General features: G+C 71.8%; 15 protein-coding genes. 2 read left to right on the forward strand and 13 right to left on the reverse strand.

Annotated elements, in window-relative coordinates:
* Positions 1-24 precede the first annotated feature (24 nt).
* The gene (locus tag KF837_39000) at positions 25-1,680 is read left to right on the forward strand and encodes a DUF3459 domain-containing protein (GenBank protein ID MBX3233378.1); all 1,656 of its coding nucleotides are present in this window, start codon (positions 25-27) and stop codon (positions 1,678-1,680) included.
* Here the strand turns inward: KF837_39000 and KF837_39005 are convergent.
* From KF837_39005 to KF837_39050, 10 genes are all read right to left on the reverse strand, one after another.
* On the reverse strand, positions 1,671-3,443 hold the full coding sequence (locus tag KF837_39005; GenBank protein ID MBX3233379.1) for a response regulator: 1,773 nt from the start codon (positions 3,441-3,443) through the stop codon (positions 1,671-1,673). The genes KF837_39000 and KF837_39005 overlap by 10 nt on opposite strands.
* Positions 3,444-3,569: 126 nt before the next feature.
* On the reverse strand, positions 3,570-4,328 hold the full coding sequence (locus tag KF837_39010) for a HAMP domain-containing histidine kinase (GenBank protein ID MBX3233380.1): 759 nt from the start codon (positions 4,326-4,328) through the stop codon (positions 3,570-3,572).
* 161 nt (positions 4,329-4,489) lie between these two features.
* Positions 4,490-5,011, reverse strand: a complete 522-nt coding sequence (locus tag KF837_39015) for a hypothetical protein (protein ID MBX3233381.1) — start codon at positions 5,009-5,011, stop codon at positions 4,490-4,492.
* Entirely contained in the window at positions 5,011-5,547 is a 537-nt protein-coding gene (locus tag KF837_39020) for a hypothetical protein (GenBank protein ID MBX3233382.1), read from the reverse strand. Before KF837_39020 ends, KF837_39015 begins: the two co-directional genes overlap by 1 nt.
* Positions 5,544-6,491: a radical SAM protein gene (locus tag KF837_39025; GenBank protein ID MBX3233383.1), complete on the reverse strand. Its 948-nt coding sequence runs from the start codon at positions 6,489-6,491 to the stop codon at positions 5,544-5,546. Before KF837_39025 ends, KF837_39020 begins: the two co-directional genes overlap by 4 nt.
* A complete protein-coding gene (locus KF837_39030; GenBank protein MBX3233384.1) occupies positions 6,488-7,333 on the reverse strand; it encodes a radical SAM protein in 846 nt (281 codons plus the stop codon). Before KF837_39030 ends, KF837_39025 begins: the two co-directional genes overlap by 4 nt.
* Entirely contained in the window at positions 7,330-8,418 is a 1,089-nt protein-coding gene (locus KF837_39035) for a radical SAM protein (protein ID MBX3233385.1), read from the reverse strand. Before KF837_39035 ends, KF837_39030 begins: the two co-directional genes overlap by 4 nt.
* Positions 8,415-9,986: a hypothetical protein gene (locus tag KF837_39040; GenBank protein ID MBX3233386.1), complete on the reverse strand. Its 1,572-nt coding sequence runs from the start codon at positions 9,984-9,986 to the stop codon at positions 8,415-8,417. The genes KF837_39035 and KF837_39040 overlap by 4 nt, the downstream gene beginning before the upstream one ends.
* A complete protein-coding gene (locus tag KF837_39045; protein ID MBX3233387.1) occupies positions 9,983-11,278 on the reverse strand; it encodes a hypothetical protein in 1,296 nt (431 codons plus the stop codon). Before KF837_39045 ends, KF837_39040 begins: the two co-directional genes overlap by 4 nt.
* Positions 11,275-11,610: a hypothetical protein gene (locus KF837_39050; GenBank protein MBX3233388.1), complete on the reverse strand. Its 336-nt coding sequence runs from the start codon at positions 11,608-11,610 to the stop codon at positions 11,275-11,277. The genes KF837_39045 and KF837_39050 overlap by 4 nt, the downstream gene beginning before the upstream one ends.
* A gap of 392 nt (positions 11,611-12,002) precedes the next feature.
* On the opposite strand from KF837_39050, the gene KF837_39055 reads away from it, so the two are divergent.
* Positions 12,003-12,386 (forward strand): hypothetical protein, encoded by a 384-nt coding sequence (locus tag KF837_39055; protein ID MBX3233389.1) that lies wholly within the window; start codon positions 12,003-12,005, stop codon positions 12,384-12,386.
* Positions 12,387-13,059: 673 nt separating this feature from the next.
* On the opposite strand, the gene KF837_39060 is transcribed toward KF837_39055, so the two are convergent.
* The 3 genes from KF837_39060 to KF837_39070 all read right to left on the reverse strand — a co-directional run bounded on the left by KF837_39060 (position 13,060) and on the right by KF837_39070 (position 18,107).
* A complete protein-coding gene (locus tag KF837_39060) occupies positions 13,060-13,656 on the reverse strand; it encodes a hypothetical protein (GenBank protein MBX3233390.1) in 597 nt (198 codons plus the stop codon).
* Positions 13,653-15,308 carry a hypothetical protein gene (locus KF837_39065; GenBank protein MBX3233391.1) on the reverse strand — a complete coding sequence of 552 codons (1,656 nt, stop codon included), beginning with the start codon at positions 15,306-15,308 and terminating at the stop codon, positions 13,653-13,655. The genes KF837_39060 and KF837_39065 overlap by 4 nt, the downstream gene beginning before the upstream one ends.
* 390 nt (positions 15,309-15,698) lie before the next feature.
* Positions 15,699-18,107 carry a response regulator gene (locus KF837_39070; GenBank protein MBX3233392.1) on the reverse strand — a complete coding sequence of 803 codons (2,409 nt, stop codon included), beginning with the start codon at positions 18,105-18,107 and terminating at the stop codon, positions 15,699-15,701.
* Positions 18,108-18,151 lie beyond the last annotated feature (44 nt).

The raw sequence follows: 18,151 nt of genomic DNA on the forward strand, positions 1-18,151 counted from the left end.
GCTCACAAACGGGATAGCGCGGTCGTGCAAGGGCTCAGCTGCGGCGCGCATTGGGGTCCGGAAGGAACGACGTTCGTCGTGTGCACGACGACGACGGCGGACGTCGCGGTGCGCGTCCTCGGCGATCGCCTCGAGCGGCTGCGCCCCACCGACCGCCCGAGCTTCTACGAAGCGCGCATCGAAGGGCTGCCGGCCGGCGCGCTCTACGAGGTGCTCCTCGACGGCGAGGCGGTGCCCGATCCCTTCGCGCGGTCCCTGCCGCGCGGCGTGCACGGCCCGGCCGAGGTCGTGCCGCCGGGGGCGGGCGCGCCGATCGCCGCCCCGGCGAGCTGGTCCATCTACGAGCTGCACGTCGGGACGTTCACCGGCGAGGGGACGTTCCGCGCCGCGATCGAGGAGCTCGACCACGTCGCCGACCTCGGCGTCACCGCGATCGAGCTGATGCCGGTCGCCGCGTTCGCCGGGCACCACGGATGGGGCTACGACGGCGTCGCGCTCTACGCGCCGCACGTCGACTACGGCACGCCGTCCGATCTGCGCGCGCTCGTCGACGCGGCGCACGCGCGCGGCCTCGCCGTGATCCTCGACGTCGTCTACAACCACTTCGGCCCGGCGGGGAACTACCTCGCGCGCTACGCGCCGCAGTACTTCACCGCGCACGTGAAGACGCCGTGGGGCGACGGCCCCGACTTCACGTGGCCGCCGATGCGGCGCCTCGTCCTCGACAACGTGCGCTACTGGCTCGACGAGTACGGCATCGACGGCCTCCGCCTCGACGCGACGCACGCGATCCACGACGCGTCGGAGACGCACATCGTCGCCGAGATCTGCGCCGTCGCCCACGAGCGCGGGCGCGTCGTCTTCTGCGAGGACGACCCGAAGGCGCCGACGGCGGTGAGGGATCACGGCGCCGACGGCGCCTGGGCCGACGACCTCCACCACCAGATCCATGTCCTCCTCACCGGCGAGCGCGACGGCTACTACGCCGCCTTCGAGCCCACCGTCGACGCGCTCGCGCGGTGCGTCCGCGCCGTCGATCGCGCGAGCCTCGTCACCTGCGTCCAGAACCACGATCAGATCGGCAACCGCGCGGACGGGACGCGGCTGACCGCAGCGGTCGATCTCGACGCGTTCTGCGCGGCGGCGACGCTCCTCCTCTTCTTGCCCTCGACGCCGCTCCTCTTCATGGGTCAGGAGTGGGCCGCCTCTACGCCCTTCCTCTACTTCAGCGATCACGAGGGCGACCTCGGCCGCGCGGTCTCGGAGGGCCGGCGGAAGGAGCACGCGGCGTTGCCGGGCTTCGCGGGCGACGTCCCCGACCCGCAGGCCCGCGCGACGTTCGAGTCCTCGCGCCTTCGCTGGGAAGAGCGGGGCGCGCTGGACCACGCCCGCGCGCTCGCGGTCCACCGCGCGATGCTGCGGCTCCGCCGCGAGGATCCCGTCTTCGCGCGCCCGGGCCCGGTCGAGGCGCGCGCGGAGGGCGACGTCCTCCACGTCGTTCGCGTCTCCGAGCGCGGCGCGCGTCACCTCGTCGTCAACTTCGGCGCGCGCGCGGCGCCCGTCCCGCTCGCCGACGGCGCGCACGTGCTCTTCAGCTCCGGCGCCCCGATCGTGCGGAGCGCCGATGGTTGCATGATCCCCGCACGCACGGCGGTCGTCCTCACGACGGGTCAGCGGTGACGCAGCTTCGCCGCCTCGTCGACGCTATCGACGAGCTCGGCCGCGTCGATCGGCTTTCCGATGTGCACGTCGTAGCCGGCCGCGAGCGCGCGCTCGGTGTGGCCGTCGCCGGTGAAGCCGCTGATCGCGACGGCCGCGATCGTAGGGTCGCGCTTGCGGAGCGCGGTGATGAGCTCGATCCCGTCCGCCTCCGGCATCGCGATGTCGCTCACGATCACGTCGGGCCGGTACGTCTCGAAGACGTCCAGCGCGGTGCGGACCGAGCCGGCCGACATCACGTTCGCCCCGGCGCGGCGAAGCACGTCGGCGACGAGGTCGCGCTCGTCCGTTTCGTCCTCGACCACGAGGACATGGAGACGCGCGAGCGAGCGCGGCAGCGGCAGCTCGTGCTCGCTCGGCGCCGGGGGCGGCTCGTCGTGGAGCGGGAGCCAGAACGCGATCGACGTGCCGCGCCCTTCCCCGTCGCTCGACGCCGACACGGCGCCGTCGTGGAGCTCGACGAGGTTCTTCACGATGTGGAGGCCGAGGCCGAGGCCGCCGCGCGTCGTCGCGTCGCTCCGGTCCTGCGCGTACATGTCGAACACGAGCGGCAAGAGCTCGGACGCGATCCCCTTGCCCGTGTCCTCGACCGTGACCTTGGCGCGGCGCTCGTCGCGCGCGACGGCGACGGCGATCGAGCCGCCCGCGGGCGTGTACTTCATCGCGTTGGTCACGATGTTCGAGACGACCTGCTCGATCCGCCGCGCGTCGGCGACGACGGTGATGTCCTGGGTCGCCGCGCACGTCAGCGCGAGCCCCTGCTCCGTCGCCTTCGGCGCGAAGCCCTCCACGATCCGCTGGACGAGGAGCCCGAGGTCGAGCGGCGCGAGCGTGAGCTGCAGCTTGTCCGCGGCGAGGCGCGAGATGTCGAGGAGCTCCTCGATCAGGTTCGCCTGCGCGAGGGCGTTCCGGTGGATGGTGGCGAGCGCGCGGCTCCGCGACTGCTGATCGAGCAGCTCCCGCTGGAGGAGCTGCGTCCAGCCCATGATCGCGTTCAGCGGCGAGCGGAGGTCGTGCGCGAGGACGGCGATGAAGCGGTCCTTCGCCCGGTTCGCGCGCTCGAGGTCCGTCCGCAGGCGGCGCTCTCGCTCGAGGAGCTCCAGCGCGTCGCGGAGCTCGCGCGACGTCGCGTCGCCGTTCTCCTTCTCCGGCGCGCGGCGAAGCCCCCACAACAGGTTCTTGCCGCGGGCGGTGACGCTGACGCGCGCCAGGACGCGGACGTCGTCGCCTCCGCGCGGCTTCATCGTGAGGTCGAGCGTGGTCGTCTCCGTCATCGTCTCGACGGTCGAGTGGAGCGCCTCGCGGTGGACCGACGCCGCGAACATCGCGAGCGGCTTCGCGCGGAGGAAGCGGCGCTCGACGTGGAGGAGCGCGCTCGCGGCGTCGTTGACCTCGAGGATGATCCCTTGGCGATCGGTGACGACGTACGCGTCCGGCGCGAACGCGAAGAGGTCGCGGTAGCGCTCCCGCTCGGACTCGAGCGCGAGCCCCATCCGCGTGAGCTCGTCGAGCTGCTCGCGGAGCTCCTCTTCGGCGACGGCGAGCTCCTGGTGATGGACGCTCAGCGCCTCGAGCGCCTCGCGCAGCACGTCGGAGTCCTGCGAGAGGGCGCGGGACGGGCCGGCGAGGAGCTTCGCGACGCGCGGCGACTCCGTTCGGTAGGCATGAGACAACGTCGCGATGCGGTCGGCGCTCGCGGCACGCGGGCGGAACTTCACGGGCATGACTTCACCTCTTCGACGACGACGCACGCGTCTTGGTCGACGAAGCCGCGATGCCTCCCCATCGCTCGCCACGTTCGTCGCGTTGAGGCGAACGGTCAAGGCGACAAAAGCAGCGATCGTGCGTCGCTACGGGACCCGCACGCGATCGCGCGTGCCGCTGACCGATCCTTCGTGGAGCGGGAGTCGCACCGTGAACGTCGCGCCGGCGCCGACGCCGCCGGACGCTGCGACGACGGTGCCGCCGTGGAGGTCGACGAGATGCTTCACGATGTGGAGGCCGAGGCCGAGGCCCTTCTGCGCGGAGCGCACGCTCGCGTCCTGCGTGAAGGCGTCGAACACGTGCGGCAGGAGATCGGGCGCGATCCCTTGCCCGTCGTCGCTGACGGTGATGCGCGCCTGCCCGCGCTCGCGATCGACCCGGACCTTCACGTGGCCGTCGGCGTCGGTGTACTTGATCGCGTTGGCGACGAGGTTCGTGACGACCTGCTCGATGCGCTCGCGATCGGCCATCACGACGACGCCTTCGAGCGCGTGGCTCGTGAGCTCGATCGTCTGCTCGGCGGCGGACGGGACGAAGCCCTCCACCACGCGATCGACGACGAGCCCGAGCTCGATCGGCGCGCGCATGAGCTGCATCCGATCGGCGGCGAGGCGCGCGACGTCGAGGAGGCGCTCGATGAGCCGCCCTTGCGTGTTCGCGTTGCGGACGATGGTGGCGAGCGCGCGCGCCTCGCTCTCCTCATCCATCTCTTCCTCTTGCAGGCGGAGCGTCCACCCGAGGATCGCGTTGAGCGGCGCGCGGAGGTCGTGCGCGAGCACGGCGAGGACGCGGTCCCTCGCCTGGTTGGCGCGCTCGAGCTCCTCGACCCGAGCGCGCAGGCGCACCAACTCATCCTCGCCGGACGGTGACGCGACCTTCGCCGCGCGACGGGTCATCCTTTTGGGATAGCTGGCCTAGCCGGCCGCAGTCAACGACCAACCGAGCCAATTTGTCGCACACTCTTCAGCCCAGCAGCGTCTCCCCTCCCACCTGCTCCTCTCAGCACTCAGCACGGACCGCCGCACGACCAGCCGTCGTCGCACTTCGTCGGGGCGGCGCCGCCGGGGCAGGTGACGTTGCACGGGCCGGTGGAGGTGCAATGCACGCGGCAGCTCCCGGTGCACGTGGGGTTGCAGTTGCCCGTCGACGTGCACGTCACCTCGCTCGCGTCGCCGACGTTGGGGGCGCAGTCGTTGACGCTCGTGCACGTGTAGCGGCAGCGCGCGCCGCACGTCGCGCCGCAGGTGCTCGTGCTCTCGCAAGCGATCGTGCAGTCGGCGCCGCACGTGACCTTGCAGTTGGGGCCGCTCTTGCAGGTGTACGCGCAGTTGTCCGCGCACCGTGCGTTGCAGTCGCCGTCGAAGCTGCTGCACGACGGCGCGCAGCGATCCGTCGCTCCGCAGTCGAGGTCGCACGCGCCGCTCGTGCACGTCTGCGGGTCCGCCGGCGGAGGGATGTTCGAGTCGCCGCCGCCGCTGCACGCGACGAAGAGCGCGACGAGGAGCCCGGGACCGAGGAGACGCGCCATCAGCGGGCCTTCGGGGACCAGCGGCCTTCGAGGAGGCGGTACTCGTCGGTGTACTGCTCGTCGTCGCGCGGGGCGACGTGGCGCTTGATCTTCGGCGTCGGCGAGCCGTCCTCGATGTCCCATTTCTCGTCCCACTTGTCGTCGCGATCGAGGTCGATCTTGAGGCGGTTCACCTTCGCGAAGCCGTCGTCCTTGTAGAAATCGACTTTGTAGGATTTACCCTTGAACGCATCTTTCACCTTTGCGCCGGAGATGCTCATCGGGAGGCGGGCGAGGATCTCGCGGTCGACCTCGCGCAGCGCGAGCGGATCGGCCGCGGTGGGCGTGGCCGTGTTGGGCGTAGGCGTGGGCGTGCTCGTCGTCGTCGGCCCCATCACCGGCGGCACCGTCGCCGTGGTCGTCACCGTCGCCGCCACGGTGGGCTCCTCCGGCTTCGGTTGCGTGCGGCTGCACTGGTAGGCGCACGCGCCGAAGGCGCCGAGGCCGACGACGGCGAGGCCGGAGATGAGGAGCGCGCGGAACGTCTTGAACTTCACGAAGCCTCCGTCGCCGTGACCGGCGCGCCTGCCATCATCGCACGCGCGATCGGGACCGTGCAGTAGCAGAGACGATAGCGGCACGGCGTCGCCTCCGGCTCGAGACGGAAGTCCGGATCGAGGAAGCTCCCGAGCCGCCCGAGCGCCCGCTCGCGCGCGAGGTCCGGGATCCCGCGCCGCGCGCGCAGCGTCGTGAGCGTCGCGCGGCGGCCGGGGTAGCAGCGGTACGCGTCGCCCTTGTCGTCGAGGACGAAGAACCGCGCGCCCGCCCAGCACGGGCGGCCCGCGAAGTCGTGCGCGATCGCGCCGGTGGCGTTGTGGCCGCCGAGCGCCTCGAGCAGCGCGCGCTCCTCCGCCGAGTACGCCGCGATGACGCCGTCGTCGCGCTCGGGCTGGACCTTGAAGGTGAGGCCGCGCGCGCGGAACAGGGCGGCGAGGGCGTCGAGGCGCGGGAGGGCCGCGCGCGTCGCGACCGTCGTCACGCACACGTGCGGGCGCGGGAGCGACGCGTCGGCGCGCGCGCGGAGCGTCTCGCCGAGGCGCGCGGCCTTGTCGGCGAAGCGCTCGACGTCGTCGACGTACTCGAGGTGCAGACTGCACGAGAACGTCCCCACCCTCCCGCGCGCGGCGGCGACGAAGGCGTCGAGGCGCTCCGGCGACGCGGAGAGGTTCGTGACGACGGAGACGCGGTGCCCCGCCGCCGCGACGCCGGCGACGATCTCGAGGAGCGTCGGATGCACGAACGGCTCGCCGCCGGAGAGCTTCACCTCCCAGCGCCCCGGCAAGCGGCGGAAGGCGTCGAGGAAGCGCGGCGTGTCGCGCGACCAGCGCCCGCGATCGTCCTTGAAGCGCTGCGTGCAGTAGGTGCAGCGGTAGTTGCACGTCGTGTTGACGTTCCAGCAGACCACGCCCTCGGCGGGCTCCGGCGGCGACGGCCAGCTCACGGCTCCGCGCGCTCGATCATGCCGCGGTTCGCGGGCACGGTGCAGGGACAGATGTCGTAGGTGCACGGCGCGGGGCCGGTCGCGAGGGCGAGCGTGCCGGCGAGGACGTTGCCGAGGTAGCCCTCGCCGAAGCGCTTCGAGGTGCGGCAGCGCCACGCGTCGCCGGTCTGCGTGAGGACGAAGTACTCCGCGCCCGCCCAGCAGCGACGCCCGCGGTAGCTCGGCGCCACGTTCGCGCGCCGCGGCGACGGCGAGATGCCGACGAGGCCGGTGACGCGCTGGCGGTCCTCTTCGTCGTAGCTCGCGACGCCGCCCTTCACCTTCATCACTTGCGGGAAGAGCGTGAGGCCCGCCGCTTCGACCTCGCTCCGCGCGCGCGCGACCTCCTCGAGGCGGCCCGGCACGAGGACCGTGTTGACGACGAGGCGCGCGTCCGGGTCCATGAGCGCGCGGAGGCGCGCCGCCTTCTCTACGAAGGTCGCGATCGACGTGTGCTCGAGGTGGAGGCTCGCGCTCACGACGCCGAGGCGCCCGCGCGTGAGCGTCGCGAACCGCTCGAGGATCGCGATCGGGGCGGAGAGGTTCGTGAGGACCGACACGACGTGCGGCGTCCGCGTGACGAGGCCGGGCACGATCCGATCGATGAAGCCGCGGAACGCGAACGGCTCGCCGCCGGTCATCTTCACCTCCCAGCGCGACGGGAGGCCGGCGAAGAACGCGAGGAAGCGCTCGACGTCCTCGCTCGAGGGATGACCGACGCGGTGCTTCTTGCTCTGGATGCAGTAGCTGCAGTCGTAGTTGCAGACGCCGCAGACCTGCCACTCGACGGTGGGCTGCCTCACGAGCGGCCCCCGGTCACGGCGCGCGCGCGCTCCTCGCCGTAAGCCTTCGCGAAGCGCTTACGCAATTTCACATTTTCATTGATTTTGCCACATTGTGCGCAGCTGGGGAAGTACTCGCCGCGCCGCATCCGCGCGCGGAGCTCGTTCCAGCGCGCGCCGTCCCAGAGCTCGGCGAAGCGCGCGGCGGCGAGGTTGCCGACGACGACCTCGGTGTTGCAGCAATAGAGGACGGTGCCGTCGACGAGCACGCGCGCGTAGGTGTAGCCGATGAAGCAGCCGACCTCGTCGATCGGCGCGGTCGCCTCGCCGCCGGCTTCGAGCTGCGCGGCGAAGACGTCGAGGTTCGTCGTCACCTCGTGCGCCTCCGCGACGCGGCGCGCCTCGGGGACGAGCTCGCGGACGAGCCGCGCGCGCTGCGCGTCGGTGATGCGCGCCGCCTCCGTCCCGCCGCGGAGGCTCGCGAGCTTGAAGTTGAGCGCGAACGCGTCGTAGCGCGAGGCGAAGCGGACCATGTCGACGAGCTCGTCCGCGTTCACCTCGCAGACGACCTGCACGTGCTTGAAGCGGCGCCCCGCCTCGCGGAAGCGCGCGAGCATCGCGAGGAGGCGATCCCACTCGCCGTTCCGGAAGCTCGGATGGAAGGCCTCGTACGCGCCCTGCGTCGCGCCGTGGACGCCGATGAGGAGCTGATCGACCCCGAGCTCGAGGACGCGCTCCGCGTCCGCGGCGACGAGGTTCGTGATGATGGTGAGGTGCAGCCCGCGGCGCTTCACCACCTCGATCATCCGGTAGATGTCGGGGTGGGTGAACGGCTCGCCCATCCCGCTCAGGATCACGGCGCGGAGGCCGCCGAGCGAGCACGCGTCGGCGAGGAGCTCCTCGAGCGCGGCCGCGTCGATGCGCCTCCGCTTCCACTCGCTCTTGCGGCCGAGCGTGAGGAGCGGAGAGTGATCCCAGCACGTGATGCAGTTCGTGTTGCACGAGTTCGTCACGTCGACGTGGATCGTCTCCGGGCCGGCGAGGACCTTGCCTTCGTTCATCCCGACGAGCGGGAGCGGCACGTGCTTCTTCGTCATCGCCGTCATCGCGCCGCTCTCCGCGCCTCCGCGATCGCCTCGAGGAGGCTCTGCCCTCGCTCGCGCGCCGCCGCCGCGAGCGCCGCGACCTCGGCGTCGATGCGCTCCGCCGTCGTCGCCGGGCGCGCCCCCACGAGCGCGATCGCGCTCTCCCAGTCCTCGAACGGCGCGCACGCGGAGATCACCGCCGCCGCCGCCGCGGCGCGCTCGCCCGCGCGACACGCCGGCGCGCGCCGCACGACCGCCACCGCGACGCGCGCGGCGATCTCGGCCGACGCGCCCGCCGCCCCCGCCGCCTCGAGCACGCGCTCGGCGTGCCGCGCGAGGGCGCCCAGCTCGCGCGCCGGCGTCGCCTCCCCCGCCGCGCCGTCGAGCGCGTGCATCAGCTCGATCGCCGCTTCGGGCTCGATCCCGAGGCGCTGCGCGTTCGTGAGGAGCGCGTCGTCGACCGCCGCCTCCGCGCGATCGACGACCGCCGGCGGCAGCGCGAGGCGGAGGAGCTCCGCCGCCGCTTCGCGCGCGTGGTTCTTCGGGACGAGCGCGCGCGCGGCCGCCGCGGCGCGCGCGTGATCGGCGCGGAGCGCCTCGATCGCGCGGCGGATCTCCTCGGCGGTCGCGCCCTGCGGGAGCACGACGCCCGCGCCTCCGCGCTCGGCGCGGGCGGCGCGGGCGGCTTGATCGTCCGCGATCTTCTCTTGCGGGAGGAAGACCGTCGGCACGCCGCTCCACATCAGCTCGACGAAGCTGTTGTACCCCGCCGCCGACACGGCGACGTCGAAGGCCGGCATGCGCGGGACGGCGAGCTCGCTCCCGAGCCAGACGACGCCGGGACGGCGGACGACCGCGCCGCGATAGAGCGGCCCGCTCCCGACGACGGCGCGCGCCCCCGCCGCGAGGGCTGCGTCGACGACGCGCGCGAGGTGCCCCTCCGCCGCCGCGTCGCCGCCCCCGCCGGCGGTCGCGTAGACGACGAAGTCGTCGGCCGCGAGCCCGAGCCCCGCGCGCGCCTCGTCGCGCGAGAGGACCTCGGGCCGCTCGCGCATGCACATCGGACCGAGCCAGCGCGTGCGCGCCCGCAGCGCGTCGGGGACGACGTCCTTCGCGTCCGCCTCGGCCTCCGGCACCACGATCGCGTCGTAGAGCGGGAGCATCGACGCGACGTCGGGGCGGCGGGCGAAGCTCTCGATCATCGGCCGGAGGACGAGCGCGCGGGCGCGGCAGAGGTCGAGCGCGCCGAGGAGCTCGCCGAACGATCCGCGCGCGAACGTGTCGACGACGAAGAGGTCGGGGCGGAGGAGGCCGAGCGAGTGCCAGACCCACTGCTTCGCGAGCGCGACGTACGTACTCTTGTCGATCTTCGCGTCCGCGGCCGCGGTCTTCGACGGCAGCTTGAACGACGCGAAGCGCTCGGAGAAGAGGAGCGCGTCGGCCTCGCTCGTCGTCAGGAAGTAGATCTCCGCGCGCGCGCCGGCCCAGGCCGCGTAGCGCCGCAGCCACCGCGCGATGCCGACGAGGCGGCAGAGGTGCCCGGTGCCGGCGCCGTTCACGGCGTAGCAGACGACGCGGAGCGTCTTCATGAGACGTCCACGAGGCCCGCGCTCCGGTCGCTCCGGTCGTCGAAGGACGACGCGGCGTCGTACTCGGCCTCCGCGTCGCGCGAGCGCTGGTACTGGTAGCTCGGGTTGTCGCGGTGGTAGTCGGCGACCTCGGGGATGAAGCTGCCGTCCAGGCGACCGTCGGTCATCACGTCCCACCAGAGGACGTTCGTCGCGAGATCGACCGAGCGATACCCGTCGTAGGCGTAGACCGCGCCGTAGGTCCGTTCGTAGCGCTGCCAGCGTTTGTTGTACGCCGCGCGCCGGTCGCGGAAGCGGCGCTCGAACTCGTGCGCGGGGATCTGGCGATGCGCGTTCTTCGGCCGGCTCCACTTGACGATGTCGCGCTCGGCCTTGGCGAGCGAGCGCTGGAGGTCGGCGGAGAAGGGGCGGACGTACTGATCGACGATGCGATCGAGGTAGCGCGCCTTGTGCTGCATCCCGGTCGCGCGCTTGAAGAGGAGGAGGACCTCGGGGTTCGCGGCGAGTCGCTTCGCGAGCGCGGCGGGCGGGCACTCGAGGAGGAAGGCGACGATCTGCGAGCGCGTCTGCTCGAGCCACCGCTGCGCGAGCGTCGCGAGCGACTGCGTGCGCGCCTTGTGCTCGGCCTCGAGCGCCTCGCCGGCGGCGATCTCCGCGCCGACGCGCGCCGCCTCCGCGTCGAGCGGACCGACCGCCTCCTGCGCGCGGAGGACCTCGTCGCGGACCTGAGCGAAGAACTCCTTGTCCGGGAAGCGCTCGAGGATCTCGTCGCCCGCCGCCCAGTCCTCGTAGTAGCTGAGGCGCCAGAAGCCGGTCGTGTAGCGGGGGGTCCCGTATTCGCCCGCGAGGAGGCGCTCGAGGCGCGGATGCGCGGCGCGGATGAGGACGTCGTGGAACGGCCGCCGCATCTCGTTCACCTCCGCGAGCGCGCGCGAGAGCGATCCGGTCCGCGGATGGCGGAGGAGCTCGCGGTCGCGGTAGCGCGGGTCGGCCTCGATCGCGGCGAGGCGCTCGCGGAGCGCGGCGCGCTCGCGCTCCATCGCGCCGATCGCGTCTTCGGCGACGGGCCGCTGGTAGCCGGTGAGCGCGGCGGCGTCGGCGAGGGACTCGCGCGTCATCCCGGGGAGGACGGCGCGCCCGAGCTCCGACGTCGCGGTCGCGAACGCGCGCGCGACCTGCTCGCGCCGCTCGTGATGGATCATGAGGTAGTGCTGCGCGCGCCCGAGCTCGTGCGAGAGCTCGGTCCGCTGGCTGCGCGCGGCGTTGACGAGGTGCTGGCCGGTATACCTCACGGAAGCTTCGCTCGATCGCGGAGGACGGCGAGGAACCCCTCCGCCGCGCGCGTGAGCGCCTCTGCGGAGGGGACGACGCGCTCGTCGACGAGGAACAAGAAGAGCTCCTCGCGCTCCATCCGCGCCTCGAGCTCGGCGACGACGGCGGGCGTAAACTCCTCGCGGTCGCCGGCCTCGGTCGTGATGAGCTCGAAGCCGATGCGCCGCGCGGCGTCCCACCCGTCGAGCGTCACGTCGACCCCACCCTCCTGCCAGCGAACATCCCGCGCGATCGTGAGCCCCGCCCTCTCGAAGCACTCGGCGAGAATGCGCGCCCCCTCCGCCTCGTTCAAGTCCACCTCCACAGGAGCACCATGCGCCGACTCTAGCATGGTCAGGGGCGTCGCCCCCGACACCCCCACCCCAGACACGTCCCTCACGCCGAGCGCGCGGGTCGCTTCGCGACCGCTTGCGCGGCCGCTTCTGGGGCCCCGTTCGCGTGGCGCGGCGCGCGGAGCGCGTGGGCACTTCGCGACCGCTGGCGCGGCCACCGTCAACTGGGCCGCAGGGGCGGTGGTCGTTCTTCGAATGATGGCGCTGCTCTTCACGAATCTCGTTCGTCGATGTGGAGAAGCGTTGAGGAGCACGAGTGGGAGCGAAATGCCTTTGGATGGCCTCGCGCCGCGTATGGCTGACACGTGGTGCGCGTTTCGGAAGGGCGACGCCATCGCCGACCGCGCAGCTCTTGCCGCTCACGATCGAGCGTTTCCAGATCATGTTCACGGCCGCGGTGGAGCTGCGTGACAAGCTCGAGCTGGCGCGCGCTCTCTTGCGACACGTGAATCCGAACGGCGACCTGGCGGTCGTGATCGAGCGCGCGCTCGATCTGCTGCTCTTGCACCTCGAGAAGACGAAGCACGGAAAGGCGAAGCATCCGCGGAGGAGCAAGGGCCGCGCGGATCCGGGCGACGTCTCGCGCGAGACGCTGCGCGAGCTCGTTCGCTTCGCGCTCGTTCGTCTCGGGTTCCGTGACCGGGACGTCGGCGCTGCGCTCGCACGGCTGCCGCAGGCCGTGTGGTGTGAGCCGCTCGATGTCGCCGTGCGTGCCGCGCTCCGCCTCCTCACGTAGAACAGCCAGCCATCAAGAGATCGATCCGGCGACCGATACGGTGTCGCCAAGCTTCCCCACGATGCAGACGAGCATCGCGGCAACGTCGCCCATGCGACGGACACGCATTGCCCCAATGCTGAGAAAGCCCTCGGTCGTGTGAGCCGCTCGATCTCGGCCGTCGTCATCTCCTCGATCTCGTAGAGGACGAACACGGTGCGGAGCTCGAGCTCCATCGCGTCGAGGATCCGGTCGAGGACGGCGCGGGCGTCCTTCTGCCTGCTCGATGATCTCGTCGGGGCGGGGTCCGTCTGGGAGGTCGTCGCCGGCGTCGGCGTGGGGGATCTCGCGCCGGTACGCGGCGCTCGGCGGATATTGCCATGCGGAAGAGGGCTGGCCGCGCTCGTTGCGGGCGGAGCGTGCGGTTGCGGGGAGTGCTGGGGGTGGGGTGGTGGACTCGGGGAGGTGGCGATGGCTGGGATGCAGGCGTGATGCGGAGCGGAAAGGCTGATCCTCGCGACGCCGCATACCGAAGGCGTTGCAGCGGGCTGGAGAGTCGTGCGCGCCTAAAAAATCTCGTAGACGATGCGTTGCATCGATCGCGTCGCGAACGCGGGGGCCGGTGGCGCGGCCCGCGTCGCCGCGTCGCTGCGGGCTCTGCGATGGTGGGTGTGGGTATCGCGAGGAGGGAGCGCTAGTCGCGGATGTGGAGGGGGCGGGTTTGGGAGTGGCAGGTGCTCTGGTTGCAGGAGGCGGCGCCTGCGATGGCGGTCTTCATTACGCGGGTCGTTGCTTCGTCGCGGATGCCGACCCAGGAGCCGGGGGGGAGGTCGGGGGCGTCGCGGAGCCAGAAGTTGCCGCTCGAGTCGGTGCCGACGAGGGCGACCTCGTTGCCGTCGGGATCGACGACGCGGACCTGGACGCGCGCGGCGCCGGTCGACGAGGTACGCGACGCGAAGATGGTGCCCGCGAGGGCGAAGCGCGGGGCGCCGGCGCCGGTGTGGCAGCTCATGCAGTCGTCGCCGAGGTGCTTCGCGCCGCCGTGGTGATCGCCCGACTCCTCCGATGGCGTCAGGAGCGTGTACGGCGACGTGCTCGCCCACGGATCGACGCCCGCGACCGGCGGCGGGGTCGGGCCGGTCGGGCCGGTCGGGCTGGCGCCCGCGTCGGCGTCGGCAGCGAGGATCTCGGTCTCCTCGGTGTCGGTGCTCACGCTTCGCTCCATGTACTCCGCGTCGTAGCTCGAGCAGGCTGCCAGGAGCAGCGCGGTCGCGAGGATGCCGTGCCTCACTTGCGCGGCTCCGTCGGCGAGCACGGCGTCGAGAGGCCGAGCGTGTTGACGAGGTACGCGCGGGCGGGGCTCCGGAGGAAGGCGTTGGTCGTGACCTCCGCGATCGGCATCTCGTGCGTCGCGCAGATGCTCTCCGCCGTCTCCGCGCTGTGCTTCGTGAGCTCGGAGAAACGCATGAAGGCGTAGTCGCCGACCTGCGAGACGTGGCACGCTCGGCAATAGGGTTTATAGACTTCGCGGTAGACCGTTTTGGCCTCTTCGCTGTCGCTCCATCCCTTCGGGATCCAGTCCAGGTTCGCCTTCGTGCCCGCCGTCTCGGCCTTTCCGCCGTAGAGGCCGTCGACGAATTGCAGAATGGGAGGAGGCGCGCCGGCACTGGCGATCAGCGCGTTGAGCTGGCGGAATCGGTCCTCCTGCGCCTCGTACGTGCGCTCGCCCTCCGCCGCATAACGGAACGCCTCGGGGTCGAACGGGAGGAACGACGCGCCGACGACGCGGCCGCCCTCGTTCTGGCCACCATGGCAATTGAGGCAGTTGTTGGGGATTGCCTGGTTCAATCCGAAATTGTCGAGCGGGGCGCGGTTCGCGAGCGTCTCGTCCGCGCCGTAGACGTAAAAGCGGACGTCGTTGCCCTCCTTCGGGGCGAACTTCGCGCCGAGCTTGATCATCGCGACGGTCGCGAACGCGTTACGGCGCGCGATCGCGTCGTCGAGCGCGGCCTTCTGGTCGCCGCCGAAGACGGGATTCAGCGCCGCGTCGACGCCGTAGTTGCGGACGTAACACGCGATGCCGCCGTCGGTCGCGTTCGCGAAGCTCGTGCAGTGCATCTCGCGCCCGATCCCGAGATCGCCGGCGTTGAAATACGTGGCCTCGATCACGCCTCGCTCGAGGAACCCGAAGCGGGCCTTGAACTCGGTCAGCGTGGCCGGGGCGTCGATGTTCGCGTAATACGCCGCGGTCGCGGCGGCGGTGATATCGCCTTTACGGCTCAAATATGGCGGCGGCGTCGCGGGGGCGGGGCCGGCGGAGACGAGGGCGGCCGCGCGCGCGCTACCGCCGAGCGCCGCGCCGAGCGCGGGCGAATAGGGGCTCTTGCACTTCTCGAGGACCTCCTTCCACGACGCGCCGGCGAGGCCGTCGATGCACGCGGCCGACGAGGCGTCGTAGAACGGGAGCGCCGACCGCTTCCCCCCTGCGTTCATGACGGTCCGATATCGAAGTAGGCCGCCGACCGCCCAGCGCTCGCTGCCACGCGGAGAGGGGATCGCCACGATCGACCAGCGGTAGATCGGCTCGGCGTCGTTGTACGTCGTCGGCGTCGTCGCGCTCGTCGCGGTCGCGATCGTGATCCAGCTCGACTCCGTGATCGGCGCGTCCGGGCGCGAGAGCACCTGCACGTCGACCGTCGCGCCGGCCGCGTTCGTGAAGCCGGCGAACTTCACCTCGCGGTCGTCGGTCCGCGCGTCGTAGAGCTGTCCGTTCGCGGGCTCGATCGCGATGTCGGCCGGGACGCCGGCGAGGACCGGAGGTGGCGGAGTGACGGCGCGCTCGCCCGCGCCGCCACCGTCGGGCGCGGCGGCGGCGCGCCGTGTCCGCGAGTCTCCCTCGTCGTCGCCGCTGCATGCGGCGACGGCGAGAGCGAACGCTCCCATTCCGATCATGAAAACCTCGACGCGAACCTTCATCCGTTCTCCTCGCTCCTCGCGCGCGCGCGCACCTCACCCGATCCACGATCGATCGAGCGTGGTGACAGCCATGGAAATGCATCGCCCTCGTCCGCGGGCGTCGGGTCGACCGAACGTCCGCGCTACGCAAAACCCCGCTCGCGAAGAGACATCAGCAGTGTGCGTGCCAGTCGCCCCTGCACGCCGGAACACGCAGAATTCCGTTCGTCGCGGTAAATTTCAGCCATGCGGTTGCTGCCCTCGCACAATGGTGCATGGATCGAACAGCCCATGAGCTCGCGAACCTCTCGAAGTTACAGCGCTATCGATGTCGGTGGATGTCAGACCTTCGGCGAGAATGCCCGATGTGCGCTGCGGTCAGGGCGCGCGGCCGAGCATGCCGAGGAGGCGCTTCGGGTCGACGGGCTTGACGAGGTGCTCGTCGAAGCCGGTCTCGAAGGCGCGCGCGCGATCGATCGTGCGGCCGTAACCCGTCAGGGCGACGAGGAAGACCTCGTCGCCTTGCGTGGCGCGGACGCGGCGCGCGACCTCGTAGCCGTCGAGGCCGGGGAGACCGATGTCGACGATCGCGACCTGCGGGCGGAGGCGCAGGATCGTCTCCACCGCCGCGACGCCGTCGCGGGCGCCGTGCACGCGGAAGCCGCCGCGCTCGAGCAGTCGGCAGAGGAGATCGCAGTTGTCGGCGATGTCGTCCACGACGACGACGAGCGCGCCCGGCGGCAGCTCGATCCGGCGCAGGCGCCGCGACGACGAGATCGCGTCGCCGCTGTTCGTCGCGAGCGGGAGCCGCACCGTCATCGTCGTGCCGCGGCCGACGCCCTTGCTCTCGCAGCGCACCTCGCCGCCGTGGAGCGACACGAGCGAGCGCACGAGCGTCAGCCCGACGCCGAGCCCGCCCTCCGCGCGGTCGAGCGTGCCCCGCACCTGGACGAAGAGATCGAAGACGCTCCCGATCATGTCCGGCGCGATGCCGACGCCGTCGTCGACGACGCGGAGCGCGGCGCGGTCGCCTTCGCGGCGAAGCCTGAGCGTGACGTGACCGCCGCGCGGGGTGTACTTCGCGGCGTTGTTGAGGAGGTTCATGTGCACCTGATGGAGGCGCGTCGCGTCGCCGTCGACCAGGAGCGGCTCCGGCGGCAGGTCGAGCGAGAACGTGAGCCCGTGCGCGTCCATCGTCGTCCGCGCCGCGTCGGCGGACTCCCGCGCGACGGTGCGGAGATCGAGGAGCTGGCGCCGGAGCTCGATCTTGTCCTGCGTCACGCGGCTCGCCTCGAGCAGGTCGTCGAGGAGGCGCGCCATCTGGTGCGACTGTCGCTCGAGGATGCCGAGGTACGACGCGGCACGCGGCGGCGCGAGCGAGAGCGCGGCGAGGAGCGAGGTCGCGGTCACGATCGCGTTGAGCGGGTTCCGGAGCTCGTGCGAGAGCATCGCGAGGAACTGGTCGCGCCGCCTCACCGCCTCGCGCAGCGCCGCCTCCGCCGCGCGGCGGCCGCTCACGTCGACCATCGTGAGGACGACGCCCTCGATCGCGCCGTTCGCGCGGTAAGGCGTGACGCGGACGAAGACGCTCCGGCCGTCGTCGTCGATCTCCTGCTCCTCCGGGTCGCCGCTCGCGAGGACCGACTCGATGCTCGCGCGGAGGTCCTGCCGATCGAACGTCTCGCCGAGCGCGTCGGGGCCGAGGCGGAAGGTGGCCGCCGCGCGCTGGGTGAAGCGGCGGATCCGGAGGACGCGATCGAGGAACAACGTCCCGATGTCGGTGCTCGCGAGGAGGTTGTCCATGTCGTTCGTGAGCTGGGTCAGCTCCGCGATCTTGCGCTGGTGCTCGACGTTCCGCGTCGAGAGCTCCGCGTTCGCGCAGCGCAGCTCCTCGTAGCGATCGGCGAGCGAGTCGACCGCGGCGTGGAGCGGCCGGAGAATGCTCGCCGGCGCGGGCTCGTCGTCGGCCGCGACGCTCGAGCGCCGGTAGAGGTGAGCGCGCTCGTCGAGCGCCTCGAAGTCCGCCGCGACGACGCCGGCGCTCTCGCTGAGGCCGAGGAAGAGGACGCCGCCGGGGCAGAGCGCGTAGTGGAACGTGCGGAGCAGCCGCTGCTGCGCGACCGGCCGCAGGTAGAGCATCAGGTTGCGGCAGCTCACGAGGTCGAGCCGCGCGAACGGCGCGTCGCGGATCGCGTCGTGCGGCGCGAAGACGACCATGCGTCGGAGCGACGGCGAGACCTGGTAGACGTCGCCGCTCCGCGTGAAGTGTCGCTCGAGGCGCGCCGGCGGGACGTGGGCGACCGCGTCGCGATCGAAGGTGCCGGCGGAGGCGATCTCGAGCGAGTCGCGGTGCACGTCCGTCGCGAAGATCTTCACCTCGACGCCGCGCTCCGGCGGGAGGAGCTCCTCGAGCAGCATCGCGATGCTGTAGGCCTCCTCGCCGCTCGCGCAGGCGGGGACCCAGACGCGCACGACGTCGCCCTCGCCCTTCGACGCGACGATCCCCGGCAGCGCGACGCCCTCGAGCGTCGCGAACGCGCCGGGGTTGCGGAAGAAGGAGCTCACGCCGACGAGCAGATCGCGGTAGAGCCGATCGAGCTCCTGCGCGTCGGACCGCAAGAGCTCGGCGTACGCGTCGAGCCGCCCGAGCCTCGAGAGCCGGAAGCGGCGCTCGAGGCGGCGCAGCATCGGCGCGGCTCGGTACTGCGAGAAGTCGACGCCGTACTCGGCCTGGAGGGTGAGGTAGACCGCGCCGAGGCCGGTCGGCGAGGAGCTGTCGGGCATCATCGTCGCCAGCTCGAGCAGCGACCGTGCCGCACGTCCTTCCGGCG

It is taken from the genome of Labilithrix sp. (assembly GCA_019637155.1).
Classification (GTDB): Bacteria; Myxococcota_A; Polyangia; order Polyangiales; family Polyangiaceae; genus Labilithrix.

Excerpts from the sequence above, each read along its gene's own strand:
- KF837_39015 (MBX3233381.1), bottom strand. The coding sequence starts at position 5,011 with ATGGCGCGTCTCCTCGGTCCCGGGCTCCTCGTCGCGCTCTTCGTCGCG.
- KF837_39070 (MBX3233392.1), bottom strand. The coding sequence starts at position 18,107 with ATGATGCCCGACAGCTCCTCGCCGACCGGCCTCGGCGCGGTCTACCTC.
- KF837_39065 (MBX3233391.1), bottom strand. The coding sequence starts at position 15,308 with ATGGGAGCGTTCGCTCTCGCCGTCGCCGCATGCAGCGGCGACGACGAG.
- KF837_39005 (MBX3233379.1), bottom strand. The coding sequence starts at position 3,443 with ATGCCCGTGAAGTTCCGCCCGCGTGCCGCGAGCGCCGACCGCATCGCG.
- KF837_39040 (MBX3233386.1), bottom strand. The coding sequence starts at position 9,986 with ATGAAGACGCTCCGCGTCGTCTGCTACGCCGTGAACGGCGCCGGCACC.
- KF837_39035 (MBX3233385.1), bottom strand. The coding sequence starts at position 8,418 with ATGACGGCGATGACGAAGAAGCACGTGCCGCTCCCGCTCGTCGGGATG.